We start from the raw sequence: 26,268 nt of genomic DNA, 5'->3' as shown, positions 1-26,268 counted from the left end.
ATGAAATTCACTAAAGTAATGACGACTTTGACAATTATGATGAGCCTTTCAACAACATCTCTGGCACAAAACTCTGCCAAAGAGGGTTTGGATAAGATCAAAGGCAATTTAAATAACTCCAAGACCAATCTTCAGGAGTATGAAAAGAATCTGAAAACTGTGGATTCCAACCTTGTGGAAGTGGGTAAAGCCAAATCTCAGGTGGAAAACCAGCAAAAACAGGTTCTGCAACAGGCTGAAGAGAATAATCAGGCCATGAGCCGCGTGACAGGCCAGGAAAAAGAAATTCAGAGCCTGATCGCCGATGAGCAGAGCAAACTGAATCAGGAAAACGCGAAGATTCAGGAACTGGAAGCCATGATCGCCAAGATCAGGGAAAACCAGAAAAAACGTGAGTTGAACGTCAGCGACTATCAACTTCAGCTTAACCAGCTTAGCGAAGAAAAGAAGATCTGGAGTTCTCGTCAAAGCACTTTGAAAGAGCAGAACGAACAGGTGAACCAAAAACTGCGCAGTCTGGCCAGCGAAGAGAATGAATGGAAAGCCAAACAACGCGGCTATCAGGGCGAAGTAAAACGCTGGGGTAAAGAAGTTGAAAGACAACAAAAGATCAGCGACAGCTATAATTCTTTGGCAGAAGTAAAATAAACTCACGAATAAATTTTGATTCCACCCAGGGACTCCTTCTTAACAGAAGGGTCCCATTTTTTTTGCGCCGCTATTGTGAACAATACATATGTTCGACAATCTGGACTCCACCCCACTACTACAAGCTCCGAAATATTTTCTGAATTTGTTAAGCAACCTAACCACATTGAAAATATCAGAGGCCACATATGAATAATACGGGGATTAGTTCCTGGTTCAAAGGAATCAAAGGTAAACTGTTAATCGCAGCGGTACTGCCAGTTGTCGGATTTGGGATCGTCTATACCATTTCACATGCCGGAATGAATGAGTTCGAATCCTACCTAAAAAACTCTCATGGCAATATCATTCCAAATTTGCAGGCCCTGGCAGAACAGCGCCAAGCCCGCAACTCCTATGGCTATCAACTTTTCGCGGCCATGAGCATGAAGAATCCGGAAAAACGTGAAGAACGGCTGAAGATCGCCCGTGAATCCGTAGAGCAGTACAAGAAAGCCTTTGAAGACTATGCCTCTACCCCTTTCACTCCCGAAATGGAAAAAGTTTTCGAACCTGCCAAAGCCGTGCGTGACGAGTATCTGAAACTGCTTAACGCCAATATCGAACTCGTCAGCCAAGGCACACCGGAATCCTTTGAAAAAGCTCAGGCACAAATGGATGGCCGTCTTTGGGAAATCGGGACCATTATGCATAAGATGAGTTCAACCTCCGCGGCCTATTACAATGAGGCCGCCGCTATTGATGCAAAGAATGCGACGGCCGCCTCCTCCCGTATCAATACTCTCACAATACTGGTGACCCTGGCTTCCACTCTTACGATTCTGGGTATTCTGCTATGGATTGCCGCAAGAATCTCTTCCTCTGTCAGTTCTATCGCGTCTCGCCTGTCTCAGGCTGGTGGTCAGGTTGCTGCGGCTGTTGAACAACTGAACGAAGCCGGAAATGCCCTGTCTCAGTCCTCTACCGAAGCTGCCGCATCTTTGGAAGAAACTGTGGCCGCCCTTGAGGAAATGAGTTCCATGGTTCAGATGAACTCAGACAATGCCAAACAAGCCGCTGCGCTGTCAGCGTCTTCCCGTGACTCTGCCGAACACGGTGAAAAAGAGATCCAATCCCTGATTCACTCTATGACCGAGATCTCCCAATCCTCCAAAAAAATCGAAGAAATCATTTCTGTCATCGACGACATTGCCTTCCAGACAAACTTGCTGGCCCTGAATGCGGCCGTTGAAGCCGCTCGTGCCGGAGAGCAAGGTAAAGGCTTTGCCGTCGTGGCGGAAGCGGTTCGCGCGCTGGCGCAAAGAAGTGCAGCTTCGGCTAAAGACATCTCTTCATTGATCAAGGACTCCGTCTCTCAAATCGATGCCGGAAGCGAAGTCGCCGACAAGAGCGGTGCCGTCCTGACCAACATTGTGACTTCCATTAAAAAGGTTTCAGATTTGAACAATGAGATCGCCGCCGCAAGTTCTGAACAAACAACCGGCATTCAACAGATCAGCAAAGCTATGAACCAGCTGGATCAGGCCGCACAAAGCAATGCCGCCTCTGCGGAAGAGATCGCCGCAACCAGTGGTGAAATCAACAGTCTGGCTGCCACCAATCAGAATCTGACCGTGGAACTCAATGCAGTGATCCTGGGCTCATCAACAGACCTTCCATCCGAAGAAGCGGCCCCCACCAAAAGAGCCAAAGCCACACCAACTGCAAAAAAATCGGCGAAAAGTAACGTCATTCCCATGAAAACCAAATCAGCCCCACAGGCGAAAAAGTCCGAGTCTCAAGACGTCATTCCATTTGATGAAGATGACCGGGCAAAAGTCGGTACCACTGAAGGCTTCTAAGAAAACCACTGACAAAATAAACAGATATTTAACAAGCCCCTCGACCTTCGAGGGGTTTTTGCGTTGAAACATCGAATGGATTCGCATTCTTACTTCTGGACTTTGACGAGATATTAAAGGTTCCGAACAAAAAGCTGTCAAAAAAATATAATACCCTGTCGGGTTGAAGGAACTTGTTATGGCTTTTTTATCCAGTTGGTTTCGAGGAATCAAAGGTCGTCTTCTTATCGCCGCTATTTTGCCGCTGATCGGATTCACCGTCCTTGGCAGCTTATCCATCAATGGACTTACCAAGGTGGTGGAGCTCCTGCATACAGCGAACTCTCAGGTCATCCCCACTTTTGAAATCGTGGGCGAAATGCGCCAGGCCCGGAATAAATATTTCTATGGCGTCTGGGCTGCGATCGGTCATTCCACGGAACCTGAAAAGATGACCAGCTATCTGAAGTCCGCCGAAGACGGTTTGAAGGAACTTCGTCAGGCCCAGGAAACTTATGATCCAGTACCGCGCACCCCTGAAGAGGACAAAGTTTATCAGGAGGTCAAGCCTCACTTTGCACAGTACTATAAGCTGATGGAAGATGCGATCACTCTGATCCGCACCGGCGATATCCAAAAAATCAAACAAGCCGAAGCGTTGATTGATGGAGAACTTGTCGTCCTTGGCAACCAGGTTCGCAAATGGAATGGCGCTGTGACGGAAATCTATTCCGCCATGGCTAAAGAGGGCAACAAAGAGGCCGACGCTACTGAGGCCTATGTGACCAACCTGCTCTATGCGGTCTCTGCAATAACGGCCCTGTTTGTCTTTGCCGCACTTATCTGGATTGCCGTGCGTATCACTAAAACAGTAGGCTCCATTGCAGACCGCCTGACCACCGCAAGCAATCAGGTGGCCTCCTCGGTTGAGCAGTTGAACGAAGCTGGTAACAGTCTTTCACAATCTTCTACTGAGGCAGCCGCTTCATTGGAAGAAACTGTGGCCGCCCTCGAAGAAATGACTTCCATGGTACAAATGAATTCAGACAACGCCAAACAGGCTGCGGCCCTTTCAGCGTCTTCCCGCGAATCCGCAGAACAAGGCGAAAAAGAGATTCACAATCTGATCACATCCATGACCCAGATTTCCGAGTCCTCTAAAAAAATCGAAGAAATCATTCATGTCATCGACGACATTGCCTTCCAGACAAACTTGCTGGCCTTGAATGCGGCCGTTGAAGCCGCTCGGGCTGGCGAACAAGGTAAAGGCTTTGCCGTTGTTGCCGAAGCGGTTCGCACCCTGGCTCAACGAAGCGCGGCTTCCGCCAAGGATATTTCCTCTTTGATCAAGGACTCGGTATCCCAGATTGAAGAAGGCAGTGCCACTGCCGACAAGAGCGGAACGGCTCTGTCCAATATCGTCAACTCTATCAAAAAAGTCGCCGATCTGAATAACGAAATCGCTGCTGCCAGCGCAGAGCAAACCACCGGTATTCAACAGATCGGCAAAGCTATGAATCAGTTGGATCAGGCTTCGCAAAGCAATGCCGCCTCTGCCGAAGAAATCGCCGCAACCAGTGGTGAGATCAACAATCTGGCGGTCACCGCTCAGAACCTGACCGTGGAATTAAATGATGCCGTGATGGGAAAAGCAGAAATCGCGGCCTCAGAGCACCACACCGAAACGCCTAAAAAGAAAAAGTCGGCTCCGGCTCCAGCGCAGGCCAAAGCCAAAAGCAATGTCGTCCCTTTAAAGAAGAAAGCAGCCCCGGAAAAAGTGGCTAAAAAAGAATCCCAGGATATTATCCCATTTGATGAAGATGACAGAGCTAAGGTGGGGACGACCGACGGATTTTAGAAACTTCCGCGCAGCCTAGCCGTTGCGCAATCCCAAAATAAACAATCACCGCCAATACAATGGCAACAAAAAGGGCTGGTATTTGCAGCCCTTTTCCCATTTTGGCGATCAGCAAATCATAAACCTGCAACGAAGCCACCAACCCCACCCCGGCCACAGAAAAATTCACAAAGGTCTTCAGCATCCGTCGGCGCGCCATCCCCACACTGAACTTCGGCAGAAGCACGAACAACAAGGCCGCATTGACAAAGGCCGAAATCACTCCGGAATACATCAACCCCGGCAACTGCCAGCGATCCATGAAGTGAGGTGCCAGAAGAATATGGATTACCAATGCCACCAATGCCATACACATCGGTGCCCAGGTGTTTTTCACCGCATAATACAACGGCATCAGCACCCGACTGCAAGACACCAACAACAAACTGACAGCATAGATTTTTAAAACCCCGGCGGTCGCCTGCACATCAGCCACGGTGAATTTTCCGCGCAGGAACAAAACCTCGATGATCGGCTCTGCCAGAAAGAACAACCCCAAAGCGGCAGGCCAGGCCAAAAACAGATTCATCAGAAAGCTTTCTTCAGCAGTTTCGCGGAATTTTTCTGTCAAACCTTTGGCGGCAAACTCGCTGAGTGTCGGTAACAACGCTGCCCCCAAGCTGACTGAAATCAATGAAAGCGGCAGTTCCAACAGACGATCGGCCCAGTAGATATAGGAAATAGAACCTTCGTACAGCGAGCTTGCAAAGTACAAGTTCACCAGCGTGGAAAACTGCAAAAGCCCCATCCCGACAAGCCCCGGAAGCAGCCTGCGCAGGACATCTTTCACATCCTCACCACCCCACTGCCAGCTCAAAGATGGCAGATAGTTGCGCGCCTTTAACGCCATCAACAGCAAAGCAGCCTGCAAGAATCCTCCGACCAGGACTCCCCACGCCAGCCCATCCCCATGCATTGGGAACCATTCTGGAGGCAGAAATGTAAAGACGAGCATCGAGATATTCAACAAGGCTGGGGCCGCCGCCGGAAGCCCAAAGCTGCCAAAGGCGTTCAGAATCCCCATATAGAAAGCATAGGAACAAACAAAGAAAACGAATCCAAACATGATCCGCCCCATGCGCAGGGTGAGTTCCCACTTTTCGGCAGCAAGAACATAATCATCGGCCAAAAGCAGGCGGAACAGCGGCTCGATATAGATAATCCCCAGCAAGGTCAGGGCACCCAGAACAATCAAAAGCAGGGAGTAAATCGAATTGACCAGATTGCGGCCCCGAACGCCAGAAGGGTCTTCGGCTTGAGCTTGCATAAAAACGGGAATAAAACTCACAGACAGGGAGCCTTCCCCCAAAAGACGACGGAAAAGGTTGGGAAGACGGAAGGCGGCAGTCCACGCATCGGTGACCGCCCGATCAAAAAGAGCCCCCAGCGCTATATCCCTAAAAAGCCCCAAGATGCGGCTCGTTAAGGTCCCAGAGGCCATAGAAAAAGCCCTTTTAAGGACCTTTTTGCGATCTTCTTTTAATCCGCTTGCTTCGTGAGACACCCTATGTTAATTCCTTTGACTCGTTTATAAAAGATTACTGTGGAGGTTATCCCTTGGCAAATCATAAGTCTGCAGCAAAAAGAGCTCGTCAGTCTATCCGTAAAACTGCTGTTAACAACGCTCGTAAAAGCACTGTAAAAACAGCTGAGAAAAAACTTGTTAAAGCTATCGAAGCTAAAGATGTGAAAGCTCTTCCTGAGTTGTTGAAGAAGTTCACTTCTCAAGTAATGAAAGCTGCTAAAACTGGCGTTATCAAGAAAGAAACGGCTTCTCGCAAAATCAGCCGTCTTTCTACACGCGCTACTGCAACTAAGTAGTTCTTAGTTATTAAAAGATTCGTTTTGAGTTCGCGCTGATACAAAGGCGCGAATTTGTCTTTTTGTGGAAAACGCAATTTGATTAAAGCTCAATCCGTGGGTGACTCTTTGGTCACCCTCTTTTTTGCGTTGATCGAACCGTCCCTCGCAGGAAAACAAAGTCCCCACCGGGCACTTGGAAGCTGACAACAAGTTCATGCCCTTCGGTCAGAACATAGTCCGACAAAATGGACATACCGCCCTCACCGACTTCCCCTGAATCGCAGACAAAGTACGTCCCATCACACAGAATGCCCACCTTGCGTTTCATCGCACGGCGCGGATACTGGCGGCGGAAATAGCCTTTATCTTCAAATGGAGAATTCGTGACAGCCTTGTTCATTAAGGCACTTATCGGTTTTTTGGATTAAATTCTAAAGCAAATGGACTAGATAGCGGCGTACTGGGTGCCGCAGGTTTTCAGAACCAGGTTTTCCAGCCAGATGTGACTGGACAATGGTGAGGATTTCAAAGCCTTATCGGTATCAGACAAAACCACCAGGGTCTGTTCCAGTTTTTTTGCAGTCCAAAGTCGGGCTTGATCCAAATAACTTTCCAGGAAATAAGGCGGTACCTGCGCATAGTGAGCGAGCTTCGCCCCATGCAGGCCTTCTTCCATGCCCCTTTTCAGAGTTAGCAAGATACGCACGTGACGGGCCACCAAAGACACGATCCCGATCTCGTTCTGCCCCTGATCCAACAGGTGGACCAAAAGCTCCAACGCCTTCACACGGTCGTTTTCACCAATGGCTTTGGTAAAATCAAATACGTTTTCTTCCTTAGAACGGGATACGGCCTGCGCCACATCCGCCATCTCGATACGGCGTTCGCCGACGTACTCGCCCAGCTTTTTCAGTTCCCCTTCGATTTCCGTCAGATGATGACCCACCAGCTTATGCAAAAGCAAAATAGCATCATTACTGATCGTCAAACCCAGGGATTGAGCAATGTAGTTGATCCAGGAAGGAATTTGATTTTCGTAGGGCTTTTTAAACTCGACACAGTCGGCTTTATCCAAAAGCAAACGGATCTGCTTTTTACGCTTATCCACACGAGAAGCCAGAATCACAAAGACCGTGCTATCCACAGGGGACTCAAAAAGAGGCTCTAGTTCCGCCCACTCTTTGTCGGTCAGCTCTTGCGCTTCTTTCAGGATCACCAAGCGGCGCGCGGCCATCATCGGCAGGGTTTCAACCGCATCACGTACAGCCACCACGTCAGCATCGCTGGCATAGAAAAGACTGTAATTGAAGTCCACGGCGCCCTCAGTAAGGACCGCGTATTTGAAACGCTCAACAGATTGATTCAGCAGATAAGGTTCTTCACCAAAAAGGAAGTACAGTGGCGCAGTCTGACCTTTTTCAAGATCACGATAAAATTTCTGCGCATCGATGAGTGCCACTGTTGCCTGTTCCTTTTGCTATACCGACTTAAAAATTCTCGGTGATACGATCATGGGCTTCAGCCATGATGTCGAATGCCATGAGGTCAATGTTTTGCCTCCGCGCAGAAAGATTGTAAAGAGGATTCACAGAGTTAACACCGGCCAGCGTTACTTGCGGAGCTGCGTATGTTCTTTCCCCGCTAAAGGACCCACTCCAAAGCTCTGTCCCATCTGCCTGACGCACAACTTTAACGGTGACAGTCAGTAAAATACGATACTCTGAAGCAATGACGGTGCCATTGGGAAGATAGGGCGCGGAAGAGTCCCCGGCCACACGCTTTGCGCCTGGGAGGTACTGAACGTTGTCAATTTGCCCAATCACCGCCACTTCAGAAAGGGAATTGTCCACAATTCGGGCAATGCGTGAACGCTGAAACTCCTGAATCAAAGAGTTCGTAAAAGAAACCTCGATCCCCGTCTCTTGTGTTTTGTTTTTAAAGATCGGCACCGAAATTTGCTTGTAACCACCAGGGATGCTGCGCGTGCCTGAGCCTAAACGATAGGCACATCCTGAGAGAAACAGCGACAAGATCAGAGTGATGCGAAAAGCTTTAAATATTGCGTCCACGGGCCCAGTTGAGTATAAAATTAGCAAGGAATCAAGGAAGAAAAATGACAACTTTTCAAGACGATTACAGTTTGTTAGCTCCGGGGCCTGTGAACATTCATCCTGAGGTGCGCAAAGCTCTGGCACTTCCTATGATCCACCACCGCACGCCGGAATTCGATAAGATCCTGAAAAAAGTTTTAGCGGACATCAAGGTTGTCTTTCAGACGGAACAGGATGTCTTCCTTCTGACCTCCACCGGCTCTGGCGGGATGGAAACCTTATTGGTGAACACCCTTTCGCCGGGCGACAAAGTTATTGCCATTGTTTCAGGCAAATTCGGCGAGCGCTGGGCTGATATGGCGCAATACTTTGGTGCAACGGTTATCACTCACAATGTTGCTTGGGGCGAAGCCGTCAAAGTTTCCGACATCGAAGAACTTCTAAAACAATATCCTGATACTCGCGCCGTTCTTTGCCAAGCCTGCGAAACCAGCACTGGGGTGGCGCATCCGATTGAAGCACTGGCTGCCGTGACAAAAAATTATCCCGACACTTTATTGCTGGTGGATGCGATCACAGCCTTGGGTGCGTACCCTTTGCCGATGGATGCGTGGGGTATTGATGGTATTGTGGCCGGATCACAAAAAGCCTTTATGCTACCAACGGGAATGGCGTTTGTTTCTTTCTCGAAGAAAGCCTGGAGATTTATTCCCGACGCCAAATGCCCGCGCTATTATTTTGATATCCGTAAAGAGAAAAAAGCCAACTCGGCCGGGGAAACTTTCTTTTCGTCCAACGTCGCGATCATTCGCGCGCTGGATGTGGTGCTGTCACTGATTACCACGCAAGGTTTGGATAAACTTTTCCATGACATTCATCGCCGTGCCGAGTTCACACGCCACTTTGCACAGAAGCTGGGCTTTGTCCTTTATGCCAAGTCACCAAGTGATTCTGTCACGGCATTGACCGTGCCTCCGCAAATGGATGGGCAAAAAATCCGTCTGCACCTGGAAGAAGTTCACAACATCACCATCATGGGCGGCCAGGATCAGGCCAAAGGAAAAATCATCCGCGTGGGTCACATGGGTTATATCCAGGACCACGAGATGGTACGCCTGATTGAATGTCTGGGACATACACTTCGTCACTTTGACCCGGACTTTATGTCACTGGAGCATATTTCCAACATCACGACAGAGGCGAAAAACTGGCTGGAGCAAAATCCATGAAGAAAAAGATTCTGATTACGGACCGCTTTGCTCATGACAGCTATCTGTACTTGCAACAACACAGCCATTTCGAAGTGGTTCGCAGCGACAGTCCCCAACATTTGCCACTGGAGCATTTGGTCAGCGCCAATGCCCTGATCATTCGCAGTCGCACAAAAATCAATGAAGAGCTTTTACAGAAAGCAAGACAACTGCAATTGATCGTCACTTGCACCAGCGGTTTTGATCACATTGACTTGGACGCCACTCAAAAATGGGGCGTCACGGTGATGCACACCCCGACTGCAAACATTGAGTCCGCCGCACAATTGACCTGGGGTTTGGTTTTAAATTGTGTGAACAACATTCCTCAAGCCAGCAAGATGGTAAAAGCGGGCGACTGGAACCGTGATCTTATCACCGGCATGGAGCTGACCGGCCGCACTTACGGTATTGTTGGTTTGGGCCGCATAGGGTCCCGTGTCGCGGAATTAGCGCAAGCCTTTGGCATGAACGTCGTAGCCTACGACCCGTATCAAGAAGACGACGTCTTTGAACGATTGCATATTCCGCGCTTAAGTTACGAGGAAGTATTAAAGACCGCTGATGTTTTAAGTTTCCATGTGCCAAAAACGCTGGAAACAGAGCATATGCTCAACCGTTCGCAATTCGAATACATCCACCGGGGCATTGTTCTGATTAATACGTCTCGGGGGTCTGTAATCAATGAAAACGATCTGTGCGAGGCCTTGGAAAAGGGCTGGCTGCGTTCCGTGGGGCTGGATGTCTTTGAAAAAGAACCGCTGCATAGAAACTCAAATTTGTTGAAATATCCGAACGTGGTTTTGACTCCGCACATTGGAGCCAATACAGAAGACGCGTTCTTTAAAGCCTCCCAGATTGCAGCTAATAAGCTTATGGCGTTTTTTGTGGACGGTTCGACCTCTGACACCCTCCCACCAAGGGCGCCATGGTATGGGGCGGCTCCATTTAAGGGCGAATAAACTTGCCTGAATCCCCCTGTTTGAGAGACATTTTTAGGGTCTGTTTTAAGGGGTACGTTATATGTCAGGCGTAGTAGTTGTCGGAGCTCAATGGGGCGATGAAGGTAAAGGTAAACTGATCGATGTGTTCGCGGAAAAAGCGGACATGGTTGTGCGCTATCAAGGCGGCGCCAATGCAGGCCACACACTGGTGGTCAACGGTCAAAAAACTGTTCTGCACTTGGTTCCCAGTGGAATTCTGCGCCCGGAAACAACGTGCGTGATTGCTTCTGGTGTGGTGATTGATGTTTTCTCTATCCGCGATGAAATCAGAAAACTGAAAGACACCGGCTATCTGCAAAATCCAAAACAACTTTTGATCTCTGATACGGCAACATTGATTCTGCCTTATCACAAAGCTCTGGATGCAGCTCGCGAAGCGGCTTTGAGCGATGGCAAGATCGGCACAACAGGAAAAGGCATCGGCCCGGCTTATGAAGACCGTGCTTCTCGCCGTGCGATTTTGTTCGGTGATCTTTTCGACAAAGAAAATTTGAAAAAGAAGCTGGAACTGGCACTGACTGAAAAGAACTTCATGCTGGAAAACTACTACAAAGGTTCCACTTTCAAAGCTGACGATCTGATCAAAGACCTTCTGGCTGTGGCAGAGGAGCTGGCTCCTTACCGCACGAAAGACACTTCTTTATTCATCAGCAAGAATTTGAAATCCGGCAAACGCGTTTTGTTTGAAGGCGCTCAAGGAACCATGCTGGATATTCTGCACGGAACATATCCATTCGTAACAAGCTCCTCCACTTTGGCTTCCAATGCTTGCGCAAGTGCGGGTATTGGCCCTGCCAGCGTGCAAAAAGTGATTGGCGTCTTTAAAGCCTACACGACTCGCGTGGGCAGCGGTCCGTTCCCGACAGAGCTGAATGATGAAATCGGCAAGAAACTGCAAATGGACGGTCATGAGTTCGGATCGACCACAGGACGCGCGCGTCGTTGTGGCTGGTTGGATCTGGTGGCGTTGAAATACGCGATCCGCGTGAATGGCATTACGAATCTGGCGATGATGAAACTCGATGTGTTGACAGGACATGATCGCATTGGCGTCTGCACAGCGTACAAATTAAATGGCGAAGTGATCACAGATCTTCCAACCTCCCCTTATGAGTTGGAAAAAGTGGAGCCAGTGATCGAATGGATCCCGGGTTGGACACAAGATTTGTCGAAAGTAAAAACACTCTCGGATCTTCCGCGCCCAACAACGAACTACATCGACTACTTGGGCTCACAATTGGGCACGCCGATTGATGTTATTTCTGTCGGACCGGGCCGCGAGCAGACACTGTGGGTCAAGCCTTTGTTCAACAATTAAGCAGAGTTAGCAGTTTTTATGGGGCCTTTGCTCAGAGCTTGAGCAAAGGCCTTTTTTTTATCAAAAAATCGCAAAAATTTTTAAAAAACTGCAAGAAATCGTATTGACTTTGTCCCCCTCTTACTACAAATTAGCACTTCCTAAACGGACAGTGGTTCGCTAGCTCAGCTGGTAGAGCACTTCACTTTTAATGAAGGGGTCGATGGTTCGAATCCATCGCGAGCCACCATTTTTTAGTTCGTTGTTTTCTCTACACGTTCCCATCGTCTAGGGGCCTAGGACACCTCCCTTTCACGGAGGATACAGGGGTTCAAATCCCCTTGGGAACGCCAATTTTGTTACTAAAAATAAAAAACCCGAATCGAAAGATTCGGGTTTTTTATTTTTACTCACAGCTCTGGTTTTCCCAAGGGGCTTTGAACTTAAAAGGTCGGCGCAAAAAAATCCACAAATCACCAGCGAAGCGTCGTGCGCCGACACAGGGGTTCACTCGCCCTAGCAGGAAGCTAGCGCGAGGGTGCGCGAAAGCGCAGGGCAAAGCCCCGAGGAGCCGGATGCGACGAGCCCCATCCCCCCGCAAAACCGAGAGCCAAACTCGCGAGCTTCAAGCAAAGCGAGAAGCAAGCCAGCCGCCCCCACATCAGCAACTACCGCAAAACCACCATCCCAATCCCCAACAAAGTCAGCACCGCACTGACCACCATCCTCACCGTCAACACTTCCCCTAACAACACCACTCCCCCAAGCGCCGCCAATACCGGTACACACAATTGCACCACCGCCGCCGTCGATGACTTAATATGCGAAAGCACCTTATACCAAACCGCATACCCCAGTCCCGACGTAAACGCCCCCGAAACAAACGCCAGCATCACTCCATAAGAAGAAGCCTTCACTTGAGATAAAAACATCAGCCCCATCACCAAAGCAAATGGCAGCGCCCGAAGAAAACTTCCTGCCGTCGCAACAAGAGGATTAGAAAAAGATTTTCCAAGCAAAGAATAAACACCCCAGGATACTCCCGCCATCGTCATGAACATCGCACTGACAGGCGCCGGTGCCGCAAGACCTGGCAATAGCAGAATAACAAGCCCCACAATCGCCAGCACACAGCCCAGTGCCTGACGTACACCAAAGCGTTCGCCTTTATAATAAGCCGAAACGATCATAGTCCCTTGAACGCATCCAAAAAGAATCAATGCGCCCGTTGCCACCGTTAAATTGATATACGCCCAGGAAAATCCAGCGGCATAGACAAAGAGTGCAATCCCCGATTTCCAAGAACCACCCACGCCACAAGATAAGATTGAGTGCTTTACGCCAACAAGTACAAAAAGAATAATCGCACCCGAAAACAAACGAACAACGGTAAAGGTCGCAGGATCAATAGATCCGGATCGCAAAGCCATTCGACAAAGCAATGAGTTTCCCGCAAAGCATATCAAGGCAAGACCGGACAAAGTGACAAGCTGAACTGTTTTAATGGATGGCTCCGTTCACAAGCTAGTAGTTCTTGAATGCTAAATCCTTCAAGAGCTCAACATCAACCCACAAGCCTGTAATGAGAGATAGCTACGCAGTGCGGACGGAAATTCTATTATTGCTGGATCTAAACCCAAATCGCCCACCATAATGATGTAAACATAATTTGTTTAAACAATTCTCTTACTCAATCCGATACCAAGAGCATGACAAAGCCTCTCAAAACATGCCTCATTTTGGTATTCATCGCGGGAGTCACCACCTCGTACCTTACAGCAAACAGAGACAAAGATTTTTCCGCGTCAGACCTCGATATTACCGAGTTCACCGACTCTCCACGGGAGACCCTGACAGCTCTAGACCTCCAACATGACATCGAGATTTTGATGTTCGCTATGGATTCTGCTTATGCAGGGAAAATTGCTTATCCCGCCGAGTACGCCGCAATGAAAGATAAAATTGAAAAGCTGCCTAAGCTTCACTCCAAAGGCCTTTCGCAGAAGCTCCTTAGAAAGGAGTTGTCCGAAATCCTCGACACCTTCCCAGATGGTCATCTCAGTGTGGATACACCTGAAAACTCGTATATAATAGCTCCCACAAGATATCTCGCTTCGATTCCTGATCGGGACAACTGCAAAGCTGTAATAGAGTTTCAATCAGACAAAAAAGATCGCCAGACTCTCATGGTTACGATCCCCACTTTTTTAGCAGACAAAAACACCCTGGAGTACCTTGAGTCCTTCTACGAAAAAATTGGCGATGCGAAGAAAGTTATCTTTGATCTTAGAGGGAACTCCGGCGGCTTCATCTCGATTCCGCATAAACTTGCAGCAAGACTGTGGGGAGAAGAATATCGGGAGAACAACTATATCCAATACTTCCCTTCCCCTAAAAAAAGTACCTACAGCCTAAATGGCGCCGCATCTTATCAACTACAAACAAATGTCACCATCATATCCAATCCAAGAAAACTGGCGGAATTACGCAAAAACAATAGAAATATCTTTACCAAGATTTGGAATTACAACGAATATGCGGAAGGATCTTTACAAAAAAAGTGGTATGACGCCAGCGACTACGTAGATCATGTTGAGCAAGAGATCAATACTTACGAAGATGAACCTTCAAGCCTTGAAGAAAAAGGCTTCAACCATCCCATCATCGTTATCGTCGACAAAACTTGCGCATCAGCCTGCGAACATTTCCTTGAATCTTTAGAACTTCATCCTCATGTGACCGTCATGGGCGAACGAACTGCCGGAATGGTACAATTTGGTAGTATCGGCCTCGTCCAGCTTCCAAAGTCTCACCTTACTATTCCAATTGCCCGCACCTATTTTGAATATAAAGACAAAAGAAGAGTTGAGCGCATAGGGTACCCTCCACATATTCTTATTTCTCCGAACGAAGACCCCTTGGAAAAAGCTCTTGGCCTTTAAGATCTTAACGACGACTCCCCAAGAGAGAGGCGAGTGTTTCAATACGCAACAATCCCCGACCAATTACCTCACATTTCAGACTTTCAATAATGAGCTAACCTTCTTGTTTTACTGACTTATTTTCTTCTAATTTTTCTCAATATTTCCGTTAAAAAGCCGACAAGATACCCAAGATGTCTAACGCCCGTACGTATCTAATAAACATCTGGCTCATTGTGATGCTATCCCTTGCTGGTTGCATGGATGCATCGCTGACCCCAATGCTATCCGAGAATCAAATCTTCAGAAAAATCACGGTTGAGTCCGGCACTGTTGTGACTCTGGATGAAGGTATCGGTCATCAGATCAGCCTGGCGATTGAAACTCCATCTGTTCCCGGCGTGACTTTAAAAGCTGAAAGCCTGCAATGGACTTTGAACGACACTGACGGTGACTTTGAGTCCTCGACTGGCACATTGATCATCCAGCCGGGTGCGACGTCCATCAGCTTTATCATCAAAGCTCTTCGTGACGGCGAAATCGAAAGTGATGAATCCTTCGAGCTCGTCTTCTCGGGCGACCGGTTTTCCAATCTTGAAGGAAACTCCATTTCTTTCGTGGTCAAAGACAAAACCACAAAGGCCAAGGTCAATGCGACCCTGGCTAGCCTGGATTTCGGACCGCAGTTGAAAGACACCACCGTGGAACGCGCTTTGAGTTTTTCAAACTCGGGCGATGCCGCAGCTCAAAATCTGAACTTGAGTGTTCTGAATGCTCCGTTTGCCTTTAAAGGCGGAAGCTTCCCCGGCAACGGCGGAACGTGCAGTGCCATCCTGAACGGTCACAGCTCTTGTACTGTGGTCATCACTTACAGTCCGACCGAAGTAAATACCCATGCCCAAAGTCTTTCCTGGAACTATAACAACCCTGTTCAGTCAGATAACGGATCTTTAAATATTTCTGGCTTGGGTGTGGAGGTTGCCGCCGTGCTGGGTGGAAAACCTGGCAATCCAAGCAACGTCGATGATCTGAACATTACTGTCGCCGGAACCAATGTCACCCACTACAAATACAAAGTCGGAACTCAATCCAGTACAGATTGCACGGTGACTTCGGGCTATTCCGCAGAGCTTCCGGTGAGCACAGCGGTGACTGACAGTCTTTTGACTCTCGCCAATCAGAATCTAAAAATCTGCGTGGTCGGAAAAGACGCCAACAACTTCTGGCAGCCAGTAGCCGTCGCCACCAGCTATGTTTGGAACTATGACACAATCCGCCCGACCGTTGTTGTCAGCCAGAAGGCGGGTCAGACCGATCCAACCAATACACTGCCCGTCAGATTCTCTTTGGTGTTCAGTGAGCCTATTGCTGAAAGTTCGCTGACGGACGCTGATGTCAGCTTCACGGGATCTGCGTCTGCCAATAGCTATACTTTAACCAAGATTGATGGCACCCACTATGATCTGACTGTTTCAGGTGTGGATAGCAATGGTGTGATCCAACCCGTGATCAACGCTGACAAGTTTTCTGATCTGGCTGGAAATCTGAATACGATTTCCACCGCCACCGACAATCAAGTGACCTATGATACCAGCGCGCCGGCCCTTCCGACCTCTTTAAGCTGGTTGCAGTCTTCTCCCACCAAAGCCACTCCGGTCACCGCGCAGTGGGCCCTTTCTCCGTCATCGGATATCGCAGATCAAAAAATTCAGTTCTATAAAGATGCCACCTGTCTGCTACTCGAAGGCACTGCGATTTCTGTTTCGACCTCGGCCACGACTCGCAACTTCACTGGTCTTGATGGGGACACTTACACTTATAATATTACTGTGATCGACACCTCTGGAAACGTCTCTGTTTCCGCGTGTTCAAGCGCTCTTTTGATGGATCGCACCTCGCCTTCTATAGTTTCTTCAAATCCTGCAACCAGCACGGTTTCAAGCCTGCCAAACTCGGTCACTGTGACTTTCAACGAAACCATGTTGGCTTCTTCCGTGGAAAACCTTGGCAACTGGGGCATTGCGTGTTCTGGCAGCGGAGTTGTTTCCATTGCCGGTGTTTCTGCGGCCACTGCCACTTCGGCTGTTGTGAATTTGACGGTGACAAATCCGCCAGCCAATGCCGAAGTCTGCACACTGACTGCGAAAGCCACTTTGACAGACCTGGCTGGCAATGTCCTTTCCGCAGCTGGCACAGCGGCCTACACCCTTGATCTGCCGGGCACAGTGCTTTCTGTGACTTCATCCCTTGCAAACGGGGCCTACAAAGCAGGCCAAGTGGTTCCGGTTTCTGTGCAATTCACTGAAGCTGTGACTGTCTCCGGTGGCACCCCTGAGCTTCTTATTGAAACCGGTTCGACAGATCGAATTGCAACATATATTAGTGGCAGTGGTACGGGCACTCTTCTCTTCCATTACACTGTGCTGGCTGGTGATAATTCCGCAGATCTGGACTATGAATCTGTCAATGCATTGTCATTGAATGGCAGCACCCTGAAAGACAGTTTCGGCAATGACATGATACTGGCACTACCTGCCCCTGCTGCGGCCGGCTCCCTGTCTGCTAATAAGAATATTGAAATTGACACTCTGGCACCTGAAGCCTTTGCCATCGCCGGGATCACCGGAGGTACGGATTCAACTCAGGATGAATGGCTGACAAATGGTTCTACCGCAACAGCTTATTGGGCCGCTGCAAATGGCAGCACACAATATCTGGTGGAAATTCGCAGCAGCGATGCCTCGGCCTCTGTATGTGCACAGCAAACTGTAGCCACCACTTCGCACACCTTCACCGGCTGTACTTTGACGAATGGAACTCAATATACTGTCCGTGTTTCCGCCCGTGATGCTGTTGGAAACTCAACAGCGGCCACAAACAATGACTTTATCTTCAACGTCAATACTTCAGCGGTGATTGCCACGGTGACGGGTCAACCCACGGGTAAATCCAACCAGACCAGTTTAAATATTGACGTCGCCGGAGCCGACGTTCAGTCCTATCGCTACAAAATTGGCGTCGCTGCCTCCACAAACTGCGCCGTGGCGACAGGATATTCTGCGGATATTTCATCATCTACGAACATCACGGATTCCGTCAGCGCTTTGGGGAATACAGATATTAAGATCTGCGTGATCGGTAAAAATTCTGCCAGCGTCGAACAAGCTTTGACCTCCGCAACCAGTGTCACGTGGACTCAAGATCTGATTGCGCCGACAATGACTATCAATCAGAAAGCAGGACAGGCCGATCCGACCAACGCCCTGCCTATTGAGTTCACCATTGTGGCCAGCGAAGCGTTGGCAAATTTTGCCGTGGCTGATATCACTCAATCCGGGACCGCCACCGGCATCACCTGGAACCTGACAACTTCAGACAATATCACATGGTCTTTGAAAGCAACGGCTATCACAGGTGCCGGCACCCTGATTCCCTCCATCGGCGCCAATAAGCTGACAGATGTCGCGGGTAACAACAACACCGCCAGCACCAGCACAGACAACCAGATTTCCTATGAAACCACCAAGCCTTCTTTGACGATCAATCAAAAGGCAGGACAGGCCGATCCGACGAATACTCTGCCTACCGAATTTACGATTGTCTTCACCGAGGCGATCAATCCAAGCAGCTTTATTGCAGCGGATATCACTCAAGGTGGTACGGCTTCCGGTATCACTTGGAATTTAACGACTTCTGACAATATCACATGGACCTTGCAGGCAACAGCGGTGACCACCGCAGGAACATTGATTCCTTCCATCGCCGCCGGTAAAATCAGCGACCCAGCCGGCAATACCAACAATGCTTCCACCATGACGGATGCCACTGTCACTTATGACGTCACCGCCCCTGTGAACGCCAGCTCTCTGACTTGGCAGCAAAGCAGTCCGACAAACACGACAGCTCTTGTGGCACAATGGAGCAAATCCACAAGCCCGGATCTGGCTTCCCAGAAAGTCCGCCTCTATACCGGCTCGGCGTGTAACACCTATACTGGCACTGAAAACTCTGCGACCAGCGCCGCTACGACCTCTAATTTTACTGGCGCTAACGGTACCACTTACACTTATCAGGTGATCTCCACCGATACTGCCGGGAATTCGATCACTTCGGGCTGTTCCAGTGCTTTGGTCATTGATACAACGGCCCCAACCATCACGAACGTCACTTCAAATAAGGCGAATGGTGCCTATACCATTGGCGATGTGATTGATGTCCGTGTGACCTTCAGTGAAAATGTGACTGTTGCCGGAACTCCACTGATCGCCCTCAATACCACTCCAGCTCGTTCAGCATCATATGCCTCTGGCAGTGGTACGACGATCTTGGTGTTCAACTATACCGTTCAAGCCACCGATACCGCGGCTGATCTGAACTATGTTGCGACCAACTCCCTGACGATCAGCTCAGCCAGTATCAAAGATGCCGCCAACAACAATGCGACTTTGACCCTGCCAGCGACAGGCGGTGCCGGATCTTTGGGTACGAACAAGGCCATTGTGATTGACACCTCAGCCCCAAGCATCACGACGTTTACTGTCACTAACTCAACTCCGACCAACAGCACGACCTTTAATATTACTTCTGCAGTCAGCGGCAGTCCGACTTCTTACTGTATTATGGAAAACAACACGGCCGTGGCATCCTGTACTTGGACTGCGGGGGCTGCACTTCCAACCACGTTTACGGTCAGCACTGTGAATGAAGCAAAGACCCTTTATGCCTGGGTGAAGGATGTTGCGGGCAACGTCAGTGTGATGGCAAGTTCGGCTTCCATCACGTTTGACAACACACCTCCGACGGCGACTCTTTCCGGGCAGCCGACGGGTTCCAGTGCCAAGTACGCTCTGAATATTGATGTAAATGGCAGTGATGTGGTTGCCTACAAATACAAACTGGGAGTCGCGGGTTCCACAGATTGCACGGTGGCGACGGGATACTCAGCTTCCGAGATCTCTCACACTGTCAATATCACCGACAATATCTCCGGCCTTGCCAATGGTAGCATCAAGCTATGCGTAGTGGGAAAAGATACTGCGGGCAACTGGCAGACTTATGCCGCCGCCACGACAGCGCCTTGGACAAAAAACTCCCCGGCGATTCAGTTCACGGCGACCACATCCTCTATTTCTGAGTACAATGACCCTACCCACACAGTGGCAGTCAGCATCCCTTCTTCCGTAGATATTGCAGTGAGTGTGAGCTACACATTCTCCAACGGATCGGCTCCTTCCGCGACGATGGGGAATGACTACACTGCTGTTAATGGCACTGCAACCATTGCCGCAGGCAGCACTTCTGTGAACATCTCTATTCCGATTCTGGATAACAGTACTGAAGAATATGACGAGACATTTAAAATCACCTTGAGTTCTCCCATCGGTGGTTCACTGGGTACGAACACCGTTCACACCGTCACGATCACTGACGACGAGGATCCTCCATTGGTGACGATCCAGGATGTCTTCGTGACTGAAGGAGCCTCTACAGGCCTGATTGCCACGATCTCTCACCCGACTGACAAGGGGGCTGTGGCAATCAACTGGACCCGAGATGTCTGCACAGGTGTCGACTGCGCCGTGGCAGGCACTGACTACACGATGACGACGACGTCGGGCACTGCTTCGATTCCAAGTGGCTCCACCACAGTTTCCTTCGGCAGTCTGACCACGATCGACAATACGGTGGACGAACTCTATAAACGTGTGGCGATCAAAATCACGGGTGTCACGGGCGGGACTTCTTATATTTCCAATGCTGACATCTACATCAATGATAACGACAGCCCTGCAGGGAAAGATGCTCTGCAAGTAAAAGTTGCCGACAACCACACGTGTGCCCTTGCCAGCAACGGTAAGATGTACTGCTGGGGACTCAACAACACAGGGGCGCTTGGACAAAGCAACTATCGTCCAAGCTCTTCGCCCTTGGAAGTTCCACTTCCAGCATCAGTCACGCGTATTTCCGTTAAATATGCCAATACTTGTGCCGTTCTCAGCACGGGGGCCTTGTATTGCTGGGGGACCGGAAGCCAAGGCAGCTTCCCTGGAGCCGGCCTGACTGGCACCAATAGCACAGGAAACCGCTGGGCTCCTACTCAGGTTACTGGCATGACTTCTGGGGTCACTGATGTGGGCATTGGCTATGTGAACTCTTGTGCCGTGAAGAGTGGTGCCTTATACTGCTGGGGCGCAAAGGAATACGGCCTGCTGGGAGATCCGGCAACAACTTCATCAACCACGAATCCTGTAGCCATCCCGGCACTTTCCTCTGGCGTGGAAAAGCTTGCCATGGGCTGGGTGCATGCCTGCGTTCTAAAAGCGGGTGTGGTGTACTGTTGGGGTGAAAATAAAAATGGCGAAGTGGGCGATGGTACTATCTCTCTAGTCAGTACCCCCAAGGCTGTGACTGGCATCGGTACAGCGACTGATGTGTGGGCCGGACTTTATGGAACTTGTGCGAAGAATAGCAGTAATCAGGTCTATTGCTGGGGTAACAACGGCGACTATCAAATTCACAGTTCGTCCACCGCTGACGTGTCCACCCCAACCTTGATGGCAGAGCTAGCCGGGGCCTCGGAAATTGCCTACGGCTATCAATTCTGTGCGACTGTAAGTGGTCAGCTTTATTGTAAAGGTAAAAACTATTTTGGTGAAAGTGGTATCAATCAGCCCACAGGAAGCTCCAATGTCCCACTCAGCCCCGTGGTGGGTGCCTCCTCGGGGGTTACCGCTGTTGACGTTGCACACGGCGCGCACACCTGCTTCATTCGCAGCGGACAGATCTACTGCACGGGCTTCTCGGGTTTCGGTCAACTGGGAGACCAGCAAATACTGCAAAGTAATGCCCATGTGTTGAGTCCTGATTTTACCGGAGCCAGCGCCATCTCTATTTTTGACGAGCACGCCTGCGGAATTTTCAACGGCGGCGTGAAGTGTCTTGGGGATAATAATCAATCCAAAGTCGGAAATCTTCTGACTGACAGACTGTATTTGGCCGCCACCGATGTTAAAAATATGGAATCAGGAGTCACTAAAATCGTCACCGCTCCTGATGGAAGTTGCGCCCTTCAAAACGGAAGCGTCAAATGCTGGGGTCGCTCGTATATTCGCGCCAGTGGTTCGACTTCGGGAAATCCGAACACACCGGCAGGCCTCAGCACTGGGGCGACCGATATCGCCACCTCTCAAGGCAGCAACTTTGTTTGTGCGATTGCTTCGGGTAAATTATACTGCTGGGGTCTTTTGAACCATTGGGAAATATTCAACCAGCCTATTAATGTCGTCTTCACAAACCCTGTAGAAATCACGGAGGCTGGATCCAATAATGCCAAAGTCAGCCTTGGCTCTTATCATGCCTGCGTGCTTAAAACTGATAAAACTGTATGGTGCTCAGGACACAACACTAATGGGCAACTGGGCCAAGGGGACACCACCGCCCGTCCCGGCCTAGTGCAGATCCCAGGCTTAACAGGCGTTGACGAGATCTCCACAACTAACTATGGAACCTGCGCACGCGTTGGTACAAACCTGATAAAATGCTGGGGAAGCTATTCAGGTAATGGCACAACAGCTAATGCCATCGCTGCTCCAAACGAGATCACGGGCTTCACTAATATCACTAAGATACAAGGTGGTTCTAGCAGCCATTGCATGATTGCAAATGGTGCCGCTTATTGCTGGGGCTTCAATCGCTTCGACAATCACGGACTCAATGATTATCTGACCAATGAGTTCCACTATTCCCCTACTGCACTCACGACCTTAAACGCATTTGGGACGGTCACCGATATTGAGCCTCGCAACTCCTATGGAGCCTGCGGAAAGGTCGGCAGCAACTGGTATTGTTCAGGCATGGACTCCAATGCTCAGTTGGGTACCAATAAAAAACCGATCCGCCTGGCGCCCATCTCAGTAGGTCCGTTCCCTAACTAGCCTCGCCACAACAACTTCTTGCGTCAACAAACAGTCTGTTGATTAACCTCCCGCGCTCCCATAAAACTGGGCGGCGAGGTGACTCTATGAAACTGCTTTTGGCGCTGATGGCGTGTTTGACGATATTTCCGCAAATCTCTGCGGCTCAGGATTTTACCAATTCTCAAAGCTCCCCGTCCTTGAACTGGAAAAGCATCGAAAACGATTTCGTCAAAGTCATCTATCCCGAAGAGTTCCGCCCCAAGGCGGTCTATGTTGCCAATCTGATTGAGCACTACTCGTCCGTAGTCGGCCTGAACTATGGCATCAAAAAACCAAAAAAAGTAACGCTGATTATCCGCAATGAGATGGCTCTGCCCAATGGATTTGTGACTCGTGGCCCGCGACGCACGGAGTGGTTTAATGCCGGTGCGTACAGCCCGTTCGTAGGCTCTTTGGAATGGTTGCAGATCCTGTCCATCCACGAGTATCGTCACGTCCAGCAACAGGATGATTTCAACAAACACACCGTAAAGTTCTTTGACTACCTTTTTGGTGATATGGGGATCACCTTGCTGGATGCCCTGGCTAAAAAATCCTGGATGGCGGAAGGTGATGCGGTCTATGCAGAAACCCGCTACAGTGACGGTGGTCGCGGCCGTTCGCCTCGCTTCCTTGCCCGCCTCAAAGGGATTCTGCTGGCCGGAGAAACACCCACCTATGATCAATTTGTCAATGGTACTTACCGGGACGCCCTGGTGAACCAATATGTCTACGGCTATATTCTGATCTCCAATGCCTATCAGATATATGGTGACGAAGTGTGGGAAAGACTGACTGACAAAATCGCTCATGCTCCAACTCCGTTTAGAATTGAGTCTGCGTTCAAGGAACTCACTGGCGATAACTTCCGCGATTTCTATTACGAAACATTTGAAGAACTTCGCAAGGCCTGGTCCAAGGATGCTTTCCAGGATCTGCCAAAAACCGAGTACACCTTGGACTTCAACCCGAAAGCCACCGGAAAAAATCTTTATTTTGTCAGGTCTGATCTGAATACCCTGCCAGCTATTTACAAAAGCACCCCGCACGGAACAGAAAGAATCGTGGAAGTCCCCTATTCCGAGGATCTAACACGCATTGATTTCTTTGAGGATGCCGCCGTCTATACGGACTATGTTCGGGACCCACGCTATGGATTTAAAAGCTCTGCCGATCTTGTGCTTGCAGACCTTAGCAAAGGTACTTTGAAGTACATCACCTCGGATCATCGCCTTTACAATCCTAAATTCAGTCAGGACGGCAAGAACATTCTGGCTGCGGAATTCACCAAAAAGATGACTTGGAACATCCAAGAGTTTTCCCTCAATGGAGACAGACAAAGAACCTTGCATCTTGCAGGTCTTGACCTGATCGAAGCCGCCCCGTTAAACAAAGATGAATTCGTTGCGATTGCCATTTCCAAAACCGGACAGAAAGCTTTGATTCAAGCACAGTTCGGTTCTGACAAATACAAAACCCTGCTGCCGTTTTCACGCAATAATGTTTTCTCTGTGCAAGCCAATTCCCAGGGGGAAGTTCTGTTTGAGGCCCAATACAAAGGTGCCACGGAGATCATTCATCTGCTCCTGAACGACAACAAGTTTGCCCAATGCACGACCAGTAAGATTTCCGCTTATGCGCCAACTTTTGTGGGCTCTGCCTTCTATTATTCCGAAGAGACACCTTATGGTGCCCGCACGCAAAAGGCTGAGCTGAACTCTTGTGCTCCGATGGAAGCCTCGGCCTTGGTGGACTATAACTACCTGGGTGACAACCCAAGCGACAACTACAACAAGTTTGAACGCGTGTCCTTCGTAGATCAGGAAAAGCTTTATACCGCTAACACAGACAAGTACAAAGAAGAGGACTATGACTCCATCGACAGTCGCGGGTTCATCCCCCACAGTTGGAGCGTCCTGGGTGGACGAGGTCTTTCTTTGGGGGTTACCACAGACAATTACCTGCGTGACTTTGGAAGTCATATCCTGATTGGTTCAGATGGCGAAGAAAACACGCCGTTTACATCCGTTCAAATTGATTTCAAAAAGTACTGGCCTGTCTTCAGTCTTTTGGGTGACATTCGCAACCGCAGCGCCAAGGTCATGGGCACCACTCAAGACCTGACTTGGCGCGAAGGCTCTTATGGCCTGGGGGTCACACTTCCCTATTTCTTCAAAAATCACTTATACAGTGGACAGATTCAAATTGGTTATTCCGGAAAGGTGCTTAAAACAGAAAGCTTCCGCCTGAATGACGTTTCTATCCCTGGGTCTCGAGCATCGACCTATCTGGATCAACAAACCACTTTACTTTTCACCTACCAAAAAGCGGCACCCACCCGGGCTCTGCAATCACCTTTGGGATTCACGGCCCAGTTGTTGTATGAGGATGTCAGCGGAGTTTCTTCCGAAGAAGCACCGGGATCATATCGTACTTTTGGCGAACTGACTTTGTATCTGCCAAGTTTCGTTCAAAATCACGGCATCCGTCTGACTGGAAGTGGGCAGACCAACCGTGACGGTGTTGGAAATTATATTTTCCCAACCCCCATCTTCAATCCTCTAGGATACGTGTATTCCCGTGGCTTTGAATACAAACCGGCTGACAGCTTTACCAAAGGCAGCTTCGAGTATCTCTTCCCCTTCTCATATCCGGACTATAACCTGGGGGCTTGGATTTACTTTAAACGACTGTATGCGAATGTGTACTTCGATCACACAAAATACACCATTGCCTCTGCAGACACTGACTTAAACAGCTATGGTGCGGAGCTGATTGCGCAAACCATGATATTCAGAACCATTCCGCTTGATTTCGGCTGGCGCTATATCCAGAAAGTCGACCCTTCTGAAGGAGAAGGCGAAGTTTTCCTCGGTACAAACCTGACTGTGTTCTAAAACTAGTTCACAGTCCCCGGCACGCCATCAAACATCAGGCCAAGTGTGAAGTAGCCACCAGAAAGATCCAAGGTATCAATACTGCCCGGATTCCCCGAGCTCTTAAAGCCGTCGATCTTGTTGTATTCATAGCCGGCTTCAAGGACCAGATAGAACTTCTTATAACCAAAAGCCAGCGAAGCTCCAGCAGCGGCATAAGGAGAAGCATACCACTCATCCCCGACACTCTTTTTAAGTTCGCCATCCAGACTTGCGGTTTTTACTTTAAATGAGGTGTTGGTGCCACCGACTCCACCAAAAATATCCACCCTGATAAAATCTGACTTTTTAAGAGGAACCCGGGCGATCAACAGAAAGGCATCCTGGTCCAAGCGTGCCTGATAGTCATCCGCAGCAACCACCAACTCTTCTCCGCTAGAAGCCATCTTCTTGGCATAACGGGCGCCAACGTCCAGATACTTCATCACAGGATATGTGATCTCCACTCCCAACTGACTTATTCCATCCATTTTTTTAAGACCTTGGGCCTCGATGGTTTCATTCACGTTGTCTGGCTTCACCGTGGTCATCCCGGCAAAGAGTCTGGCCTGCACTGGGATTTCTTTTGCAAATGCACTTTGAGATTGAAGAACAAATAAAGACAGAACCGAAATCGCCAGACTATATTTCATTAAAGACCTCTCTATCCCCGATGATACCTGCCAAACAACAACCCGCAAGTCCGG

General features: G+C 49.3%; 16 protein-coding genes and 2 tRNA genes. 12 read left to right on the top strand and 6 right to left on the bottom strand.

From position 1 onward, the window contains the following. From ACES2G_RS06405 to ACES2G_RS06395, 3 genes are all read left to right on the top strand, one after another. On the top strand, positions 1 to 648 hold the full coding sequence (locus ACES2G_RS06405) for a hypothetical protein (protein ID WP_374001600.1): 648 nt from the start codon (positions 1 to 3) through the stop codon (positions 646 to 648). A gap of 188 nt (positions 649 to 836) precedes the next feature. Next, a complete protein-coding gene (locus tag ACES2G_RS06400) occupies positions 837 to 2,489 on the top strand; it encodes a methyl-accepting chemotaxis protein (protein WP_374001599.1) in 1,653 nt (550 codons plus the stop codon). Positions 2,490 to 2,667: 178 nt separating this feature from the next. Next, positions 2,668 to 4,326, top strand: a complete 1,659-nt coding sequence (locus ACES2G_RS06395; RefSeq protein ID WP_374001598.1) for a methyl-accepting chemotaxis protein — start codon at positions 2,668 to 2,670, stop codon at positions 4,324 to 4,326. Here the strand turns inward: ACES2G_RS06395 and murJ are convergent. After that, complete coding sequence (murJ, locus tag ACES2G_RS06390) at positions 4,298 to 5,806, bottom strand: murein biosynthesis integral membrane protein MurJ (RefSeq protein ID WP_374001597.1); 1,509 nt, start codon at positions 5,804 to 5,806, stop codon at positions 4,298 to 4,300. The genes ACES2G_RS06395 and murJ overlap by 29 nt on opposite strands. Positions 5,807 to 5,922: 116 nt before the next feature. Here murJ and rpsT point away from each other — a divergent pair, with 116 nt between their 5' ends. Next, complete coding sequence (gene rpsT / locus ACES2G_RS06385) at positions 5,923 to 6,186, top strand: 30S ribosomal protein S20 (protein ID WP_374001596.1); 264 nt, start codon at positions 5,923 to 5,925, stop codon at positions 6,184 to 6,186. A gap of 112 nt (positions 6,187 to 6,298) precedes the next feature. On the opposite strand, the gene ACES2G_RS06380 is transcribed toward rpsT, so the two are convergent. From ACES2G_RS06380 to ACES2G_RS06370, 3 genes are read right to left on the bottom strand one after another with little or no spacing between them, the layout of a single operon-like run. Next, a complete protein-coding gene (locus ACES2G_RS06380; protein WP_374001595.1) occupies positions 6,299 to 6,568 on the bottom strand; it encodes a PilZ domain-containing protein in 270 nt (89 codons plus the stop codon). A gap of 45 nt (positions 6,569 to 6,613) precedes the next feature. Further along, positions 6,614 to 7,627 carry a DNA polymerase III subunit delta gene (gene holA / locus ACES2G_RS06375; protein ID WP_347359596.1) on the bottom strand — a complete coding sequence of 338 codons (1,014 nt, stop codon included), beginning with the start codon at positions 7,625 to 7,627 and terminating at the stop codon, positions 6,614 to 6,616. Between the two features lie 28 nt (positions 7,628 to 7,655). Continuing rightward, a complete protein-coding gene (locus tag ACES2G_RS06370) occupies positions 7,656 to 8,237 on the bottom strand; it encodes an LptE family protein (RefSeq protein ID WP_347359597.1) in 582 nt (193 codons plus the stop codon). A 44-nt stretch (positions 8,238 to 8,281) separates the two neighbouring features. Here ACES2G_RS06370 and ACES2G_RS06365 point away from each other — a divergent pair, with 44 nt between their 5' ends. From ACES2G_RS06365 to ACES2G_RS06345, 5 genes are all read left to right on the top strand, one after another. Next, positions 8,282 to 9,448 carry an alanine--glyoxylate aminotransferase family protein gene (locus tag ACES2G_RS06365; protein ID WP_347359598.1) on the top strand — a complete coding sequence of 389 codons (1,167 nt, stop codon included), beginning with the start codon at positions 8,282 to 8,284 and terminating at the stop codon, positions 9,446 to 9,448. Next, a complete protein-coding gene (locus ACES2G_RS06360; protein ID WP_374001592.1) occupies positions 9,445 to 10,431 on the top strand; it encodes a D-2-hydroxyacid dehydrogenase in 987 nt (328 codons plus the stop codon). The genes ACES2G_RS06365 and ACES2G_RS06360 overlap by 4 nt, the downstream gene beginning before the upstream one ends. A gap of 61 nt (positions 10,432 to 10,492) precedes the next feature. After that, complete coding sequence (locus ACES2G_RS06355) at positions 10,493 to 11,791, top strand: adenylosuccinate synthase (RefSeq protein WP_374001591.1); 1,299 nt, start codon at positions 10,493 to 10,495, stop codon at positions 11,789 to 11,791. Positions 11,792 to 11,944: 153 nt separating this feature from the next. Further along, positions 11,945 to 12,020: transfer RNA gene (locus ACES2G_RS06350), tRNA-Lys, on the top strand. A gap of 27 nt (positions 12,021 to 12,047) precedes the next feature. Beyond that, positions 12,048 to 12,123, top strand: a tRNA-Glu gene (locus ACES2G_RS06345). Between the two features lie 315 nt (positions 12,124 to 12,438). Here the strand turns inward: ACES2G_RS06345 and ACES2G_RS06340 are convergent. Further along, a complete protein-coding gene (locus tag ACES2G_RS06340) occupies positions 12,439 to 13,200 on the bottom strand; it encodes a DMT family transporter (RefSeq protein WP_374001590.1) in 762 nt (253 codons plus the stop codon). Positions 13,201 to 13,479: 279 nt separating this feature from the next. Between ACES2G_RS06340 and ACES2G_RS06335 the strand changes: the two genes are divergently transcribed. The 3 genes from ACES2G_RS06335 to ACES2G_RS06325 all read left to right on the top strand — a co-directional run bounded on the left by ACES2G_RS06335 (position 13,480) and on the right by ACES2G_RS06325 (position 25,543). Continuing rightward, on the top strand, positions 13,480 to 14,712 hold the full coding sequence (locus tag ACES2G_RS06335) for a S41 family peptidase (RefSeq protein WP_374001589.1): 1,233 nt from the start codon (positions 13,480 to 13,482) through the stop codon (positions 14,710 to 14,712). A gap of 173 nt (positions 14,713 to 14,885) precedes the next feature. Continuing rightward, positions 14,886 to 22,625 carry a Calx-beta domain-containing protein gene (locus tag ACES2G_RS06330; protein WP_374001588.1) on the top strand — a complete coding sequence of 2,580 codons (7,740 nt, stop codon included), beginning with the start codon at positions 14,886 to 14,888 and terminating at the stop codon, positions 22,623 to 22,625. Positions 22,626 to 22,711: 86 nt separating this feature from the next. Next, complete coding sequence (locus ACES2G_RS06325) at positions 22,712 to 25,543, top strand: hypothetical protein (protein WP_374001587.1); 2,832 nt, start codon at positions 22,712 to 22,714, stop codon at positions 25,541 to 25,543. Positions 25,544 to 25,545: 2 nt separating this feature from the next. On the opposite strand, the gene ACES2G_RS06320 is transcribed toward ACES2G_RS06325, so the two are convergent. Further along, positions 25,546 to 26,214: a hypothetical protein gene (locus ACES2G_RS06320; protein ID WP_347358002.1), complete on the bottom strand. Its 669-nt coding sequence runs from the start codon at positions 26,212 to 26,214 to the stop codon at positions 25,546 to 25,548. Positions 26,215 to 26,268 lie beyond the last annotated feature (54 nt).

Source organism: Bdellovibrio bacteriovorus (genome assembly GCF_041888015.1).
Classification (GTDB): Bacteria; Bdellovibrionota; Bdellovibrionia; order Bdellovibrionales; family Bdellovibrionaceae; genus Bdellovibrio.
The sequence above is the reverse complement of the archived record's forward strand: the minus strand, read 5'-3'. Positions and strand labels throughout refer to the sequence as shown.

Coding starts and splice junctions, on each gene's coding strand:
- ACES2G_RS06405 (WP_374001600.1), top strand. CDS start 1: ATGAAATTCACTAAAGTAATGACGACTTTGACAATTATGATGAGCCTT.
- ACES2G_RS06400 (WP_374001599.1), top strand. CDS start 837: ATGAATAATACGGGGATTAGTTCCTGGTTCAAAGGAATCAAAGGTAAA.
- ACES2G_RS06395 (WP_374001598.1), top strand. CDS start 2,668: ATGGCTTTTTTATCCAGTTGGTTTCGAGGAATCAAAGGTCGTCTTCTT.
- murJ (WP_374001597.1), bottom strand. CDS start 5,806: ATGGCCTCTGGGACCTTAACGAGCCGCATCTTGGGGCTTTTTAGGGAT.
- ACES2G_RS06380 (WP_374001595.1), bottom strand. CDS start 6,568: ATGAACAAGGCTGTCACGAATTCTCCATTTGAAGATAAAGGCTATTTC.
- ACES2G_RS06365 (WP_347359598.1), top strand. CDS start 8,282: ATGACAACTTTTCAAGACGATTACAGTTTGTTAGCTCCGGGGCCTGTG.
- ACES2G_RS06360 (WP_374001592.1), top strand. CDS start 9,445: ATGAAGAAAAAGATTCTGATTACGGACCGCTTTGCTCATGACAGCTAT.
- ACES2G_RS06355 (WP_374001591.1), top strand. CDS start 10,493: ATGTCAGGCGTAGTAGTTGTCGGAGCTCAATGGGGCGATGAAGGTAAA.
- ACES2G_RS06340 (WP_374001590.1), bottom strand. CDS start 13,200: ATGGCTTTGCGATCCGGATCTATTGATCCTGCGACCTTTACCGTTGTT.
- ACES2G_RS06335 (WP_374001589.1), top strand. CDS start 13,480: ATGACAAAGCCTCTCAAAACATGCCTCATTTTGGTATTCATCGCGGGA.
- ACES2G_RS06330 (WP_374001588.1), top strand. CDS start 14,886: ATGTCTAACGCCCGTACGTATCTAATAAACATCTGGCTCATTGTGATG.
- ACES2G_RS06325 (WP_374001587.1), top strand. CDS start 22,712: ATGAAACTGCTTTTGGCGCTGATGGCGTGTTTGACGATATTTCCGCAA.
- ACES2G_RS06320 (WP_347358002.1), bottom strand. CDS start 26,214: ATGAAATATAGTCTGGCGATTTCGGTTCTGTCTTTATTTGTTCTTCAA.